The organism is Methylorubrum rhodesianum, from assembly GCF_014199985.1.
Lineage (GTDB): Bacteria > Pseudomonadota > Alphaproteobacteria > Rhizobiales > Beijerinckiaceae > Methylobacterium > Methylobacterium rhodesianum.
The window spans coordinates 1-16007 of sequence record NZ_JACHOS010000028.1 but is presented as its reverse complement, the minus strand read 5'-3'; the positions used below and the strand labels follow the sequence as shown (position 1 = coordinate 16007).

Here is a 16007-nt window from a genome sequence, read left to right as displayed (position 1 = left end):
GCAATTCGGCATAAATTTTGCGCATTTGCGTGGAATGCGACTCACGTACTCTGTTCCGGGTGTTGATGATCGCCCTTCCGTCTCCCGCCCGCGCCTCAGGGCTTTATGACCGAGCCGATCGATGAAGACGCTTCCGCCGGATCCCGCTTCGCTCCGCGTGCCCGCGCCTGACGGCGGCAGACCCCCCAATCAACGATCGCGCGACGACGCTGCCGCGGATCACCGATGGGCCGCCGCAACCGGGCGATCGCCGAGGCCGTGATCCGCCTCTCTAAGCGGGCTGTCATCCTGTCGGTAATCGCGGCCGCCCTCGCCAGTACCCTGCTGCCGCGGGCGATCAGTGCCGGTCTGCCGCGGACCTCGCTGCGGGCGGTGGTCGAAGGATGCATCCTGGCGAAGCGCTTCGCCCTGACGTTTCCCTGCCTGCGCATCGGGACCGGGGAAAAGGGAGCGACGCCGTACGTCGTTCTACGCGTTCCGGGAAGCCGGACGCATCTTCTCGTCATGCCGGCGGAAGCCATCCCGGGCCTTGAGGATCCGCGTCTGCAGGGAGCCTCCTATGGCAGCCTCTGGGTGGAAGCGCTCGCAACCCGTCCGCTCGTGTCCGAAGGGGCCGGTTTCGCGATCTCGAACGCCTTTATCGGGCTGGCCGTCAATGCCGACCGCGTCAGGAGCCAGGACCAGCTTCATATCCATGTGGAATGCATCCGCCCCCGCTACCTACAATCGATCCGGGCGCAGGCGGCGGGTCTCGATCGGGACGGCGGCGTGAAGTCCATGATCGTCGCGGGCGAGCATTTCACCGCCCGCCGGATAGGGCGGACGGATGTCGAGCGCGGCAATCTCTTCACGTTGCTCGCCTCCGCGTCGCCTGCCGGCGCCGGCCTCTCCAGGGTCGGGGCTCTGCTCGTCTCAGAGGAGGCGTCGCCGCAAGGCTCCGTCGCGGACGACGGCATGCTCCTGCTGGCCGCCCCGCACCAGGAGCGCACGGTCGAGAAGCTTCTCGACAATGGATGCGAGCGGACCGGCCGACTCCTCCGGGTGGTCCGCTGAGCCACCGGGCCTGACCCGTGCGGTCCGAGGCGGCCCCGACGATTGCGCCGGCCCCGTCTTGGCGCGGCACGTGCATCGTGGCGGCTCTCCAGGGCGCGGCGGGGCCGTCGAGGCTTGCTGCATCCGATAAAGCGGAGCGTCGGAAGCGGCCCCATGCGGATAGTGTCGATCCAGTACCTGCGCGGACTGGCCGTGCTCGCGGTCCTTCTCGCGCATTCGGTGCAGTACCCGATGAAGTCGCCCGACTTCGACTGGATCCGCGTCGGTCGGCTCGGCGTGATCTTGTTCTTCGTCATCAGCGGCTTCGTCATGGTGTTCGTGACCGGATCGGGCCGGTTCGACAGCCGCGACTTCCTGCGGCGGCGCGTCGTGCGCATCGTGCCGCTCTACTGGATCGCGACCTTCGCGACCGCGGCCCTGGCGATCAGCGCACCGAGCATCTTCAAGACGTCGGTCTTCTCGCTCGACCACTTCATTCTGTCGCTGCTGTTCGTGCCGCACGTCTCGCCAAGCGGAGACACGGCGCCGCTGCTGAAGCTCGGATGGACACTCAACTACGAGATGTTCTTTTATCTTGTCTTCGCGATGCTGTTCTTCACCACAGCGCTGCGCCGAGTGACGGCGATCAGCCTAACCTTCGCGGCATTCGTCATCCTCGGGTTGCTCTTCGAGCCGCGGGCGGTCCTGCTCGACACCTACAGCAACTACATGCTGCTGGCCTTTTGCGCGGGCGCCTGGCTCGGCCTGCTCCGGCTCAACGACGTTTGGGACAGAATGCCCGATAGGGCCGCCCCGCTCCTCCTCGCGCTGGCCGTGCTAGGTTGCCTGGGCGGGTTCCTGCTCGAGCGCGGGACCCGTGGGGCGGAACTCGCCGGCGCGTCCATGATCATCGGCAGCACGGCTCTCGTTGCTGTCGGACTGCGGGCCGAACGGCGGCTACCGCATTGGAAGGCGCTCGAAGGCCTCGGCAATGCGTCCTACTCGATCTATCTTGGGCACATATACTGTATAGCGGCCGTGAACGTGCTCGCCAAGCGTTTGTTCACCGATGCGCAGCCGCTATCCCTCCTTGTCCCGGCCGGGCTGTTCGCCGGCCTCGCGGGCGGCCTGCTGTTCTTCATCGCGGTCGAGAAGCCGGTCTTGCGCCTGTTCGGCGTGAGGCTGGCGAGATCCGGACCGGCGGTGCCGAAGGCCGGTCCGACCGTCCGTCTGCGCGGGTCCGGCGCCACCGGATAAGGCGTCCCTCGCGCCGCGCCGTCGACCGGCGCGGCGCGACGATCTCCTGGTGCGAGCGTCCGATTCGGGCGGTCGCCTCTCAGGGTTGCGAACCGACGATCCCCTTCGAGGCTCCGATGGCCCCAGCCGTCGCCATTCCCGTCCCCCCGATGCCGGCCCCGATCCTGATTGGGACAACGGGCCTGTCCGGAGCCCTTCTGCTCGCCGTCTGCCTCTTCGTGCGCAACAACTACGTGCGCGCCTTGGCGTTCGCGTTCTGGTTCCGCTACGTCCTGTCCGCCTGGCACCCGATTACCTTCCCGCCGTCGGTCGGCGGATTGTCGATCAACGCGATCGGCTCATGCGCTGTGATCGCGCTGACGGTCGTGCTGCTCGGCCCGCGCGCCCTCTTCCACCGCTATGCCTGGGCCTTCCTCGTCTTCTTGCTCGCGATCGTCCTGAGCGCGGGCGTGAACGGACGCGCGGCCGGCGGCATCAACGCCGTGATCAAGCTCAGCTATCTGCTCTGCATCGCCAACCTGACCTATCACGCCATCCGCACCGCCGGTGTCGAGACCACGATGAAGGTCGTGGCGACGTCGTTCTTCCTGCCGGTCGTGGAGCAGTGGATCTCGGTGGCGATCGGGCTCAAGAAGATGTCAGAGTTGGACGGCTCGGGCAGCTTCATAGGCGGTTTCGCGCACGAGGCCGCGTTCTCGATCATGCTAGTGACGTTCCTGTTCGCGGCGGTGTTCCTGCGGCGCCCCTCCGTGAGCAGCCTGCTCTGTCTGATGATCGGCCTGGTCGGTCTGGTCCTCGCCAATTATCGGACGGCGATGCTCGCGGTCATCCCGATCCTGATCTGCTACCTGATGACAACGTCGACCGCACCGATCCGCCGCGACCAGCGGCCTGCCGCGCTCGTCATCGCACTGCTGATCGTCGCAGCGGCGGGCTCGGTGCTCGTGCTCCTGGCGGCCGATCGCCTCCAGGACATCGCGACCGCCCTGTCGAAGGGGGCGAGCCTGATCAAGCCGCCGGAATACTTCACGCGTGACGAGCAGCAGCTCTTCTCGGGCAGGGCCTATATCTGGTCGGCCTATCTGACCGCGTGGCTGCGCGGCGACGTCTGGGCCACCCTGTTCGGCTTCGGGCCGGACGCATGGCAGGGTGTCTTCGTCATTTACGCGCACAACACCTTCGTCTCGATCCTCTACGAGGACGGACTGCTCGGCCTGATCGGCCTCTGCATCGTGTTCGCGGATTACGTCGCCAGAGGCATCGCCTCGCGCGGGCCCGAGCGGACGCTCGCGGTATACGCGTCGACGAGTTTCCTCCTACTGAATTTTGCCACCATGCCGCTCTGGCAGGTGGAGGGAAATCTGCTGTTCGGCATCCTGCTCGGACACAGCTGGTATCTGCATGCCGCATCGGCACGCCGGAGCCTCGGCCCGCTCGGATCGGCCCCGATGGGGCGGCGCCTCCCGAACCCCTCGGAATACGGCGCCCCAGACATCGCAGCCCGGTAACGCCTCGCCCTCTTCGCATCGAGCTCGTCCACCGTCAGAGCGTCCGCCTCCGGCGTCGGATGCCTCACAATATCCCGAATGATGGTCGCGTCGTCGCCCCTTACGATGGCGCAGCGTGGGCGGTGCGAGGGGCGGGAAACCCCCGACTTCCCGGCACGCCGTCGCAGTGCCGGACGTGGCATGGAAGACTTCCTACACCATACCCGTCTACAACCAGATGCTTCGACGCCGTTCTGCGCGAATGGCCGTATGGCGGGACGACACGATGTTGCTTTATCTTCTCTGCGGCGTGGTGACGTTTCCGTTGATCGCAGCCGCTCTGTGGAGCCACGGCATCGTCATCGCGCTGCTGAGCGCCTCCCTCGGCGCCAGCGCGATCGCCGGTGCCGTTGCATTCGCCGTGAACCTGCGCCGCACCCGTCGTCGGCGGGCGGCCGCACGTGGGATGGCGCGAGCTAAGACGACCCTGGCGGACTGACCACAACGGACCAACTCCGGCGCGCATCGTCTCGCCACCGCCGCATGGCGGTCGGGCTGGTGCAGGCGGGCTTCATCGACATCTCGGGCACCCGACGCGCCGGGATGGACCGAGACATCGCCGCTGCCGTCGAGAACCTGTTCCGGGATTTGCAGCCTGCTCTGCGATGTCATACGATATTCGGCTGCCCCCTTCGGGATGTCGGCTTCGCTCAAGCGCCGCGCGGGCTTGCTGATCCGGTTCCCGCTCTGATCAAGCGGAAACCGGATCAGCCGCCGTCTGCAAAGAGGCGCAGGAGATCTTGCACGGAACTTGCTGCACCCGGCGGAGCGCACCGGGCAGGACCGTGGCTGCATCCGAACCGTTCCTGCCTCCCAGTGCCGAAACCCGACAGGAGCGCTTGGCTCTGACATGACAGACTCCTCCGAGCTGCGACATTTCCGAGGCTGCCCGCGCTCCGTCCAGGAGCTGATTTTCCTGCTCTCTTCTGATCTACGGCGGTACAGCGGTAGGCCGAGCCCGAAGAACTTTCTCAAACATTATCTCTTCTCGCCCGGCTTTAAATGCACCGTTTGGATCAGATTGTGCGGGCTGCTCCTGTACAAGAAATGGACGAGATACTCTCTCTATATTCCCGCGAAACTCATCCTGCTCCGCCTGCGCGTCAAGTACGGCATCGCGATCCCGGAATACACGGTCATCGGTCCCGGCCTCTTCATCAACCGCTTCGGCGGCATCTACGTCCATGGGGACGCGGTGATCGGCAGCAACGTCAACATGACCCACGGCACGGTGCTCGGCATGATGAACCGCGGGAAGCGCCCCGGCGCGCCCACCGTCGGAGATCGCGTATTTTTCGGTGCGGGGGCGATGGCCACGGGCGGCATCCATATCGGCGACGATGCGGCCGTCGGCGCGCGCGCGCTGGTCACGCGGGACGTCGAGGCTCACACCGCTGTCGGCGGCAACCCGGCGGTCGTGATCTCGCAGCACGGATCGGAGGGCTACATCAACAATCAGGTCGATCCCCGCCCCTACGCGAAATTCGCCGCGAGCCGCGACGGGAGTACCGGATCGCACCGAGGGTTGGATGTTGCGCCGACCTGACGTCACGCCAGATCGCCGGCGGATGCGCCGCCGGTCAGCGGCGGCACGACGCCCGCCGGAGCCGAGCCGGTTCCTGTTTACCCATTTGATCGAAGAAGAACGCAAGCCATGAGAACGGTTCTCGTCACGGGTGTGGCCGGCTTCGTCGGCTCGCATGTCGCGCATCGGCTCCTCCACGCGGGTGACGCGGTCGTCGGTGTCGACAACTTCAACGCCTATTACGATCCGGCGCTCAAGGAGCACCGGATCTCGAGCCTCGAGCCCCTGCCGGGCTTCACCCTCGTCCGCATGGATTTCGCGGACGCCGAGGGAATGTCGCGGGTAGTGCGCGAGCACGGCATCCGTCACGTCGTGCATCTCGGCGCCCAGGCGGGCGTCCGGTACTCGCTCGAGAAGCCGTTCGAGTACGAGAAATCCAATTTGGCCGGCCATCTCTCGGTACTCGAAGCGTGCCGGCACGCCCCCGACTTCGAGCACTTGGTCTATGCCTCGTCGAGTTCCGTCTACGGGCACCGGCCAGCCTCCGGCGTCGCCTTCCGGGAATCGGATCGCGTCGACGAACCGGTGTCACTCTATGCGGCGACCAAGCGGGCCTGCGAACTGATAAGTTCGACCTACGGGCATCTCTACGGCATCCCGCAATCGGGATTGCGCTTCTTCACGGTCTACGGTCCGGCCGGCCGGCCGGACATGGCGTATTACTCCTTCACCCAGAAGATCCTGCGCGGCGAGCCGATCGAGATCTTCGGCGAAGGCAACATGGAGCGCGACTTCACCTATATCGACGATGTCGTCGACGGCGTCGTCGGCGTGCTCGACAGGCCGCCTGAGCGGGGGGTGAACAACATCCTCAACATCGGAAACGATCGTCCGGAGCGGCTCCTCGATTTCGTAAGGCACATCGAGGAGGCCGTCGGCCGAGAAGCCAGGATGATCCTGCGGCCGATGCAGCCGGGGGACGTCGTCGCTACTTGGGCGGACATCACGAAGATCCGCGCGCTGATCGGATACGAGCCGAAGACGACCTTGGCGACCGGCCTTCCGAAATTCGTCGAGTGGTATCGGAGCTACGCCCGGTAAATCCCCGCCGCAACGACCGGACCCGGGACGAGCGTTCGGACCGGACCGAACGGGGTTCGCCGAAGGACTGCGTGACACGACGATGATCGCGCTCCGCCCACCCGATGGCATCAGGCCGGCCGAGCGAGGGCGGGCGGCGGACAGGTCAGGTCAGGTCAGGTCAGGTCAGGCAAAGAGGATATCGTTGTGTCCCTTGCCGATCAGCAGGTCAAGATCGGTCACACCCAAGATCTGGATTGTCTCGGCGGCGGCCGCTCCGCCATGCGCCGCGTCCGGCGTGATGACGTACCAATCCGGATGCGCTGGGTCGGCGCTGTGCGTCAGGGTCGCGTTGCCGTAGCCGATGAACTTCAGCACGTCGCCCTTGGCCGAGCCGGCTCCGGTGAAGTCCGTGACCACGTCTCCGTCCGCCTGCCCGGCCCGGAAGACGAAGGTGTCGATATTGCCGAGCCCCGTCAGGACGTCGTGGCCCGCCCCGCCGTCGAGCACGTTGAGCCCGGCATTGCCGACGATGACGTTGTCGAGCCCATTGCCGGTACCGTTGATCGAGGCGGTCGTGGCCAGGGTGAGCTTCTCGACGTTGTCCGACAGCGTCAGGCTGACCCGCGACACGATCGTGTCCGTACCGGCGCCGGCGGCCTCGACCACGGCGTCGCCGGTATTGTCGACCATGTAGGTGTCGTTGCCCTTACCGCCGACCAACCGGTCGGCGCCGGAGCCGCCGTCGAGTGTGTCGCTGCCCGCGCCGCCGGTCAGCGTGTTGGCGGATGTGTTTCCGGTGCCGGCGAAGGCGGCCGTGCCGGTATAAGTCAGATTCTCGACGTTCTTGGTCAAGGTGTAGCTCGACAGGCGGGTGAGCACGCTGTCGTTGCCCATGCTTGTGCCTTCGACAACGACATCCCCGGCGTCGTCGACGAGGAAGGTGTCGTCGCCCAGCCCGCCAGTCAGCGTATCGGCTCCCGCACCCCCGTCGAGGATGTCGTTGCCCCCCTTGCCGTCGAGCTTGTCGCTGCCTGCCCCGCCGGTCAGGCGGTTGTCGAGGTCGTTGCCGTTGCCCGTGAAGCGGCCCGTGCCGGAGTAGACGAGGTCTTCGACGTTGGCCGCCAGCGCGTACTGGCTCAGGCTGGTGCGGACCGTGTCGTGGCCGCCCGCAGCATCCTCGACGACGATATCCTTGGCGTGATCGACGACGTAGGTATCGTTGCCGAGAAAGCCCCTCATCGTGTCGGCTCCGGCGCCGCCGTCGAGGCGATCGTTGCCGTTGCCGCCCTCCAGCCGGTTGTTCGCGTCGTCACCGAGGAGGGTGAGGTCCTTCTCGAGCTTCTCCTTGAGTGAGACGATGATGCCGTTCAGGACGCTCGTGGCGGAGAGATGCGTGGCGCCCGCCAAGGCGTTGGTGACGGCATTGATCAGGTTGAGCGTCGCATTGGGGTAGTACAGGTCCACGAGCGGCTCCACGCCGTCATCCTCGATGAGCGTGAGGCCGTCGATCGACACCTTGGCTCCCGTATTGAGCCACACGCCCGACGATGTGCTCGACCCACCATGATAGTAAGGATTGATCGATTTGAGATCGCTGCCTGCGGTATCGGTGGCCCAGAAGCGGAAATTGCGGGTGTTGTTCTCGGAGACGGCATCGACCAGTACGGTACTGCTCGATTTGATATCGTAGCCGGAATCGGTGTTGTTGAAGGCGTAGGTTCTCTCGAACCGCACGTTGTAGACGTTCTCCTCCGTCGCGAAGCCGTCGCCGTTGCGGTAGCGGTTCGTCGTATCGGTGATGTTGCCCATGCTCGTGTCGCGGATGACGACGTCATGCACCGTGCCGTCGAGGGCGACGCCGATCGCGAAGTTGGCCCCGTCGATGTGCCGGCTGTCGCCGCTGACGCGCTCGATGACGACGTCGTGCGAGTCGTATTGCAGCCGGACGACGCCCTTGGCGAAACCGTCGACGGTGACGTCGCGGATCGTCAGGTCCGACACGTTGGCGGCTTTCGCCGAACCGGTCACGAGATTGTCCATGAACCGGCTGACATTTGCGGCCGCCATGTCCTCGACGGTGATGTCGGTGATGGTGCCGGCGAGGCGGAACGCGTTGCTCACGTTCTGGAAGCTCATGTTCTCGAACGTCAGGTGATCCGCACCATCGAGGAGGCGGAAGACCTCCGTTCCCTGCGCCGCGCTCGGGCTGTACACCTCGGCGCGGTTGCCGACGAACACGGCCTTCATGTCGTTCCCAGCCCCATCGACCCCGCGGATCGTAATCGGCTGATCGCCTGTGCCGCCGCCCCTCAGATTGATGGATTGCGAGACGGTGTAAGTGCCCGCATCGGCCCGGAGCAGCACCGTGCTGCCGGCCTCGGCCGATTCGACGATACCGGCCAGCTTGTTGATCGAGGCGGCGTTCGCCCAGCTGGTCCCGTCCTGCTTCCCGGAACCGACCGGACTCACGTAGAAGGTGCTCATAGTACTCACCGACAAGATTTTTCGTTCGGGTCAGTGCTAATACCTCCGGATTAATTGCTCCCGACTCGAGACCAGTAAAAATCGATCGAGTCCTAATTTTGGTGAAAATTCATGCAAATTCATCACTCGTAAATCGCTGGCGTGCGGCGGCGGCTGGCGAAGAGGTGGAAATCTAGGCAAGCAAGGGCTTGACTGCACTTTGCATGTGCGCCGCTATGCTTAGATAGGCGGTCTGGCCCAGCGGTTGCTTGATATGCTTCCGGTCGCGCCGCGAGGCGGAGCTGCACCCGGCCCCGGCGGGCGCCGCCGCCGACGTCGGGCGCGTCGGCGTCCGCTGGATTGCGAGAAGGTCAACCGATGCGGCCGATGCTCTACCTCCTGTCCGAGCCGAACACGCAGCTGAGGGAGAAGCATGCCTTCAACTGCGACCGCGAGTTCATCCGCGTGATCGGCGGCTCGGGGGTGATCGAGAAGGTGTCCGCGCGCGGTCTCGGCGACAACGTTCGACCAAGCCTTCCGACTGGGATCAAGTTCCAGGGAGGCGGAACCGACTGGACGGTGCGCGACGCGGTGATGTCGAACTTCAAGATGCGGCCGATTCCCGGCCGCTACCGCAACGGAGACGGATTCGCGTCGGAATTGCCCAACGCCCGCCTCACCTTCATCAATTGCCAGTCGAATGACAACGGTGATGCGGGCTTCGATCTGAAGGGGCCGGACTGGACGCTCGACCGTTGCAGCGCTGGGGGGAACGCGCACAACTTTCGCTTCTGGTCGTCCGGACACGCGAAATCGATGCGCAGCAGCGATCCCGTCCTCGACGTAAGCGCGAAAGGGCATCCTCTGCATCTGCATATCTGCCCGGCCGTCGAGCATAGGCAGCAGCAGGTGATCACGATCGACGCCCTGGTGGCGACGGGACCGGGCATACTCCTCTTCGTCGAGACGAAGAAGGACGCGATCGCCCCAAAGATCGTGATCGGGAAGTGCGAGGTCAGCGGCGTATCGCGCATCCTGCTGGCGAGCGGGCCGCCGCCGGAGATCGTCTGGCTAACGGGCGAGCCGAAATGATGTCGGACTCGGGCGCGATATTCTGTGGGTGAGGCATAGATGGTTGGTCCCGGCCTTTGGTGGAGCGGGTTGGCCGCGAACCAATCTGGTTCAGCGATCTATGCCTTGCAGATGGCTTCGTAGGGGGTGAGGCCCCGTAATGTCTTGAGCCGCCGATCGAAGTTGTAAGCGGCGAGAAAGTCCGCCAAATGCGCGTGCAGCTGGGCGTGGCTGTCGTAGTGGTTGCGCCTGACGGTCGCGTCCTTGATTGTACGGTTCATCCCTTCGGCCTGACCGTTCGTCCACGGGCAGCGCGGCTTGGTCAGTCGATGCTAGATCATGGGCTGCTCGCAGACCCAGATGAACGCATGCCAGCGGTAGATGCGTAGCTCGTCGCGCTCGGCCCAGTAGGCAGCAGCAGCGACTTCGGCCTCCTCGTTCACCGGTCTGTTGCCGGCGAACTGGATACCGTTGTGGGTCAGCACCGTGTGGACCGTGTAGGGCACGGCTGCGACCAGATTGCGAAGAAAGTCCGCTGCGATCCGCTAAGAGTTAGGGACAAAGCCGCTTGGCCTGTGCTCGGCAGATAAGGACGCAGGCAAGGGTCGTGAAGGCGAGGTGGAGGTCGGCGCGGCGCTCGTAGCGGATGGCGTGACGGCGGAAGCGAGCGAGCCACGCCAACGTCCGCTCCACGATCCAGCGGTAGCGTCCCAGGTGCTCACTGCTCTCGATGCCAGGGCGCGCGATCCGGGGCATGATGCTGCGGGCTCAGCACTCGCGTCGGCAGCGGCGATGATCCTAGCCCTTGTCGGCGTGCAGCTTGACCGGCCTGCGCCGCGGGCGACCGCGCCGGCCGGTGCGCACGCCCGGCACTGCGTCGAGGGTGCCCGCCAGCATGTGGCTGTCGTGGCAGTTGGCTCCCGTAAGGGTCAAGCTGAGCGGCGTGCCGTTGGCGTCCGCGACGAGGTGGCGCTTTGTACTCGGCTTACCCCGGCCCGTTGGGTTCGAGCCCGTCGCAGCGCCCCTTTTTCGCAGATTCAGGACAACACCGGGCTCCGATCCCCTTGCGAAACCCGATCGTAGACCTCGATCGTCCGCTCCGCGATCCGGTCCCAGTCGAATCGCGCGCTGATCATCTCCCAGTCGATCGCGTAAGTTTCGAAAGGCTGCTTAAGTCGCCGAGCGAGGGCAGGAATATCGCCGACGGGAAAGTAGTTGCGCCCGTCGAGGCCGAGCTCAACATTCGGCTTGATGTCGCTCAGCAGGATGGGACAGCCGGCGGATGCCGCCTCCAAGGCAGCGATGGGCATGCCTTCATGCGATGAGGGCAGCACGAACAGCCCGGCACCGCGATACAGCACTGCAAGAGTTTCCTGCGACTGGAAGCCGATGAAGCGAACGCGCTGATCGGCCTTCCTGAGCAGTTCAGCCGAATAGCGATCGCCGTGATCGGCGGCACCGGCGACGACGAGATCGCAATCGAGATTCGCCCGCTTGAAGGCCTCGACCAACATACCGAAGTTCTTTTCCGGCACGAGGCGACCGACCGCGAAGACGTAGTCCCGCTCTGCGAGCCCGAACCGGCTCAATGTCTCGCGATGTGCCGTCCGATCGGTCGAGGCATTGCAACGCGGCGCTCCATTGGGAACGTGGTGGATCTTGCCGCGATGCGCAGCATGCCTCGCCTTCAGCCGGCCGGCAACATCGTTGGAGACGACCAGGACGGCCTGCGCGTAGCGCACGCTCAGGAGTTCGCCACATCGCAGGACCGCCCGCGCGAGGCGGTTCCACTTGTCTCGGTTATAGTCCTCACCGTGGTGGGTTACGATAACTCTCAAGCCGGCCACGACGGCAAGCGGGGTGAGCAGGGACGGTCCAATGCCGTGGATGTGGATCACGTGGCATCCGAGCAGGAGGCGGGCGTAGAGGATAGAGACAAACGTATGGACGATTGCCTCCAGATACTTGTTGCGGATTGTGAACAGGCGCTTGACGCTCACGCCGCGGTAAGTCGAATCGCTCTCTAGATACGGGCTGCGTCCCATCACGACTACGTCGTAGCTTGGGCGGAGATTTTTGATCCGGGGTAGAAGCTGCTCGCAATGAGTCTCAATGCCTCCCATGACGTTCGGGATGCCGCGAAGACCGGTCACGCCGACCCGTATCGGCACCTTGGCATCCGGACGGCGAAAGGCCTGCAGGAGCCGAGCGTTGATCGCAAATGACGACATCGGAGAGCCTCACGGGACTAGGAAGCAGGAGTGCAGGTGTCTTTGCCCCACTGGCCAAGACTGCGCGCCCGATCATTCGTGATTTTTGCTTATTGAAGGAGACTCAATATGCGCTCGATCTCCTCATGATTTCGAGATATATAGTCATGGCCATAATCTTAAGATCCATAGCGAGGGTTCTACTTTGAATATACTGCAAATCCAGGCTGATGCGCCGCTCCATGTCGGCAACAGTCGGCGTCTCGCCGCGGGACCCGCTGATCTGCGCGAGCCCTGTGAGGCCGGGACGGACACCGAAGCGGTAGACATAATTCGGGATCTCGCGAGAATAGAGCCGGTCGTGCTCAAGGGCGTGCGGCCGCGGGCCGACCAGGGACATCTCGCCCCGCACGACGTTAAGTAATTGCGGCAGCTCGTCGAGGCTCGTTCGTCTCAGGAAGCGACCGACGCGCGTGATACGGGTATCATCCCGCGTCGCCTGAGCGACGATTCCGTTGGCGCTCTCGTGCGGGCGCATCGTGCGGAACTTGTAGATCCAGAACGGCTCATTGTTCAAACCAGTGCGCTTCTGACGGAAGAGGACGCTTCCCGGCGAATCGATCCGAATGGCGGTCGCGATGATGATGAACAGGGGCGCCAGCGCGACCAAGCCAAGAGCGGCCAGGACAATATCGACCGCGGCTTTAAGTCCTGCATCTGCGATAGGAACTAAGGGCTGGGCTCCCTGAGCCGACGGATTAGCTTCGACTGTACGCTGGCGTGCGAAATCCATAACGCGTGCCCCAGACAAGTAGCGTGCACCGCACTATCGCAGCAGCCTCTCGACTCCAAGACATCAAGTCAACGTTTCGTTAAGTTAATTCGAAGCGAGGACTACAATTTGATCAATCAGTGCGGTAGTGGCCACGAGCGTGGCACCGCTTGCTTGTTATGTAGGCAGACTCAGAGGCGATAGACTGCTGCCTAAATTTCGATTCAAATGAGACGCGATTGGCCGATTAGCTCAAAAATCGCCGTTCGTTACCCTGAATTGCCTTCGGTTTGGACAGTTTTGATACAGCGCAGCCGCCATTCAGAGCAAGCTGCTCGTGCGGCGCACAAAAATCGCCAGAAAGGGTTTTGTTGCCGCTGAATTCTACACAGCCAAGCAAATCACACCGATTCGGAGCAGGCTTGACCTTATTCAACTACGGCTCGCCCGCCATCCGAGCAGCAGGTGATTGACCTCTCAGGCTCTCCCCTCTGGGTTCACTGCGGAGAGGCTAAGACATGGCGGCAAGCACTGTGGCGGAGACGGGAAGGCGAAGCGAGCAGATGTCCCGCGTTGCTACTTCGACGCATTTCGAAACCAAGTTTTGGCAGGTCGGGACGCGCCGCGACGAGGGACGGGGCGCCCGCGAACGAGCGACGCGATTTCGATGACGAGGCTCGCTAACGGAATCAGTAGAAGCACGACGACAAAGACGATGCCGCTCAATACGAAGAGAATGGAGTGTCCGGCCCACGTTGCGGCCCGTCTGAGACGATCTGCGTTGAATTGGGACATGTCGGAAGTCCGGGGCTGTCGCTGGCGGGAGGTGAGCAAGTCATGAACCGAGGGTCGTGCCTTTTCCATTAAGCGCGGCTCCTTTTCAATTGTGATGGCTGGCCTGCTGCCGGTTTGGTGGACACCGACCTAAGCTAGTTTGTCTCGGCTCCCGAACTCGACGGGGCTGAAGCAGCCGAGCGTCGAGTGGCGCCGCGCCCCATTGTAGAAGCGCTAGATGTAATCGAGCACATTGGCCCGTGCCTCGTCCCGCGTGCGATAGGTCCGCCAGGCCAGCCGTTCGGTCTTCAGCGATGAGAAGAAGCTCTCCATTGCCCCGTTGTCCCAGACGTTGCCCGACCGGCTCATCGAGCAGACGATGCCGTGTTCTGCCATCAGCCGCTGGAACGGCTCGCTCGTGTACTGGCTGCCCCGATCGGAGTGATGCAGCAGCGCGTCGGGCTTGCCCCTGCGTCAGACCGCCATGACGGGCGCGTCCGCCACAAGTTGCGCCGTCATGCTTGCCTGCATCGACCAGCCGACCACGCAGCGCGAGAACACGTCCATCACCGCAGCGATGTAGAGCCAGCGTTCGGCCGTCCAGATGTAGGTGAAGTCGGCGATCCACTTCCGTTTCGGGCCGTCGGCTGCGAACTGCCGCGCCAAGCGGTTGGCAGCGGCAGCGGCTCTCACGCCCTCGTCCTTCGGCAGCCCGCGCCGTCGCCTCGGACGAGCCCGCATCGCGTTCTTCAGCCGAACCACCTCAACCTTCAACTCACGTCCGAGCTTGCGACGCTGTATCCTGTACCTCCGGTATCATCATCACACCCAAATTAGGTGCTCGTGGAACCGGCAATAGGCCAATCCGCCATCCGGAAGGGATCAATAGGATGTCTTGTGACCTCGTCGCATCCCTGACTCCTTCAGTCCTGGCTAAACCTCTCAATCAGCCCGGTCTAAAGCCAGCCGGCCAGGCCAGGGGATTGGTCCAACACTTGCGTAGTTCCTACGGAAGCAGTGGGAGGGGCTGATGAAACAGCTTGACGATACAAACCTTGGAGCGCTTCGCAGAGTCGCCAAAACGATTGTGATCAGCTTGAAGTTCTGGATCTTGCTGTCGGCTGAGATGTTAGGTCCCCGGCTGATCCCAAGGGCGGCTTCGCGTAAGCCTCGGGCCTTCTATCTAGGCAGCCGATACAGACGATCACCGGAGGCGCCTGTAGTCCCCACTCGATGGCGGGAGCTCGGCCGATGATGTGTGGGATCTGTATTAATTGCCTGATGTTTTGCGCGCCTGATCGGTCCCGATGTGGTGGTCCGGGTGCAAAGTTAATGCAAAATCGGCTGCCACTCTACCGCAGCTCGTTCAGTCGACGGAGTGTGTGGGGGAAGCGCAAAGGGGTTGGCTGGCCATGGCTGGCATGAAGATCTCTGGATCCGGCGGCCGTTAGTTAACGCGACGCACCGTACGGTTTGACCGTGTTGTCGTGGCGTCTCCGACTCTCGATCCTGATCTGCGCCTCCTTGCGCGTGTAAGTATCTGCCCATTGAGAGGTTCGTCACGGATCTGCGCATTGAAGCCCTCGACTTAGCCGTTCTCCCATGGCGAACCCGGAGTGATGCAAGTGGACCGAGAGCACACGCCGGCAATCCAGCTCTTGACAGACTTAGCGATGAACTTCGGCCCGTCGTCTGAACGAACATGAGCTGAAGTGCCGCACCGGTTGAACGGATCGGATAGCATGTCGGCCACATCCGCTGCTTTGAGCTTGCAAGCCACCCTGATGACTAAGCACTCGCGACTGAACTCATCGATGACGTTGAGCGCCCGGAACTTGCGCCCATTATGCATGCGGGCATCGGCGAAGTCGTAGGACCAGACTTAATTGCAATCTCGTCCGCCCTCCTGAGTTAAAGGATACATAAATGGCAAACCACTTTTGTGGCGCGGATTTAGTTCTTCATTTGACTCACGCGAAATCGTCAATCTTTGCATTTCACTCCTACAAAAAATCACAATATATAAGATTAATTTGTGGTTCCGCATACTATATATGCAACAGTGATAAAACGAGATTTGTGGCATACGATTTGCTCGATCGGAATGCACAGTTCACCCTCGCGTATGAAGGCCGCAATAGATGAAAATAGCGATGATAGGCTCCGGTTACGTGGGGCTGGTCTCGGGCGCCTGCCTGGCCGATTTCGGCCACGAGGTCGTCTGCATCGACAAGGATCCGGACAAGATCGCCGCCCTCAACGAGGGCCGCATG

11 protein-coding genes and 4 pseudogenes are annotated in these 16007 nt (G+C 63.2%); 8 read left to right on the top strand and 7 right to left on the bottom strand.

Features of this window, described 5'->3' with window-relative positions; genetic code table 11:
- Positions 1 to 225 precede the first annotated feature (225 nt).
- The 6 genes from HNR01_RS26280 (at position 226) to HNR01_RS26255 (ending at position 6462) form a co-directional block, all read left to right on the top strand.
- Positions 226 to 1053, top strand: a complete 828-nt coding sequence (locus tag HNR01_RS26280; protein WP_183670837.1) for a CDP-diacylglycerol diphosphatase — start codon at positions 226 to 228, stop codon at positions 1051 to 1053.
- A 153-nt stretch (positions 1054 to 1206) separates the two neighbouring features.
- A complete protein-coding gene (locus HNR01_RS26275) occupies positions 1207 to 2289 on the top strand; it encodes an acyltransferase family protein (RefSeq protein ID WP_210313644.1) in 1083 nt (360 codons plus the stop codon).
- A 116-nt stretch (positions 2290 to 2405) separates the two neighbouring features.
- Positions 2406 to 3797, top strand: coding sequence for an O-antigen ligase family protein (locus HNR01_RS26270; RefSeq protein WP_183670833.1), 1392 nt, complete (start codon positions 2406 to 2408; stop codon positions 3795 to 3797).
- Between the two features lie 175 nt (positions 3798 to 3972).
- The gene (locus HNR01_RS26265) at positions 3973 to 4275 is read left to right on the top strand and encodes a hypothetical protein (RefSeq protein WP_183670831.1); all 303 of its coding nucleotides are present in this window, start codon (positions 3973 to 3975) and stop codon (positions 4273 to 4275) included.
- Between the two features lie 411 nt (positions 4276 to 4686).
- The gene (locus HNR01_RS26260) at positions 4687 to 5382 is read left to right on the top strand and encodes a serine O-acetyltransferase (RefSeq protein ID WP_183670829.1); all 696 of its coding nucleotides are present in this window, start codon (positions 4687 to 4689) and stop codon (positions 5380 to 5382) included.
- 108 nt (positions 5383 to 5490) lie between these two features.
- Positions 5491 to 6462, top strand: a complete 972-nt coding sequence (locus tag HNR01_RS26255; protein ID WP_183670827.1) for an NAD-dependent epimerase/dehydratase family protein — start codon at positions 5491 to 5493, stop codon at positions 6460 to 6462.
- A 165-nt stretch (positions 6463 to 6627) separates the two neighbouring features.
- On the opposite strand, the gene HNR01_RS26250 is transcribed toward HNR01_RS26255, so the two are convergent.
- A complete protein-coding gene (locus tag HNR01_RS26250) occupies positions 6628 to 8928 on the bottom strand; it encodes a calcium-binding protein (protein ID WP_183670825.1) in 2301 nt (766 codons plus the stop codon).
- Between the two features lie 444 nt (positions 8929 to 9372).
- Here HNR01_RS26250 and HNR01_RS26245 point away from each other — a divergent pair, with 444 nt between their 5' ends.
- A complete protein-coding gene (locus tag HNR01_RS26245) occupies positions 9373 to 9999 on the top strand; it encodes a hypothetical protein (protein WP_183670823.1) in 627 nt (208 codons plus the stop codon).
- A gap of 104 nt (positions 10000 to 10103) precedes the next feature.
- Here the strand turns inward: HNR01_RS26245 and HNR01_RS26240 are convergent.
- The 6 genes and pseudogenes from HNR01_RS26240 to HNR01_RS27785 all read right to left on the bottom strand — a co-directional run.
- Positions 10104 to 10520 (bottom strand): annotated as a pseudogene (locus tag HNR01_RS26240) (integrase core domain-containing protein); the annotation flags it as partial.
- A 10-nt stretch (positions 10521 to 10530) separates the two neighbouring features.
- A pseudogene (locus tag HNR01_RS26235) lies at positions 10531 to 11010 on the bottom strand (IS5 family transposase); the annotation flags it as partial.
- A 5-nt stretch (positions 11011 to 11015) separates the two neighbouring features.
- Entirely contained in the window at positions 11016 to 12209 is a 1194-nt protein-coding gene (locus tag HNR01_RS26230) for a glycosyltransferase family 4 protein (RefSeq protein ID WP_183670821.1), read from the bottom strand.
- Between the two features lie 103 nt (positions 12210 to 12312).
- On the bottom strand, positions 12313 to 12981 hold the full coding sequence (locus tag HNR01_RS26225; RefSeq protein ID WP_183670819.1) for an exopolysaccharide biosynthesis polyprenyl glycosylphosphotransferase: 669 nt from the start codon (positions 12979 to 12981) through the stop codon (positions 12313 to 12315).
- Between the two features lie 903 nt (positions 12982 to 13884).
- Positions 13885 to 14481: pseudogene (locus tag HNR01_RS26220) on the bottom strand (IS3 family transposase); the annotation flags it as partial.
- Between the two features lie 582 nt (positions 14482 to 15063).
- A pseudogene (locus HNR01_RS27785) lies at positions 15064 to 15616 on the bottom strand (DDE-type integrase/transposase/recombinase); the annotation flags it as partial.
- A 259-nt stretch (positions 15617 to 15875) separates the two neighbouring features.
- Between HNR01_RS27785 and HNR01_RS26210 the strand changes: the two are divergent.
- A partial coding sequence (locus tag HNR01_RS26210) for a 2-dehydropantoate 2-reductase N-terminal domain-containing protein (RefSeq protein ID WP_376770937.1) occupies positions 15876 to 16007 on the top strand: 132 nt, incomplete at its 3' end.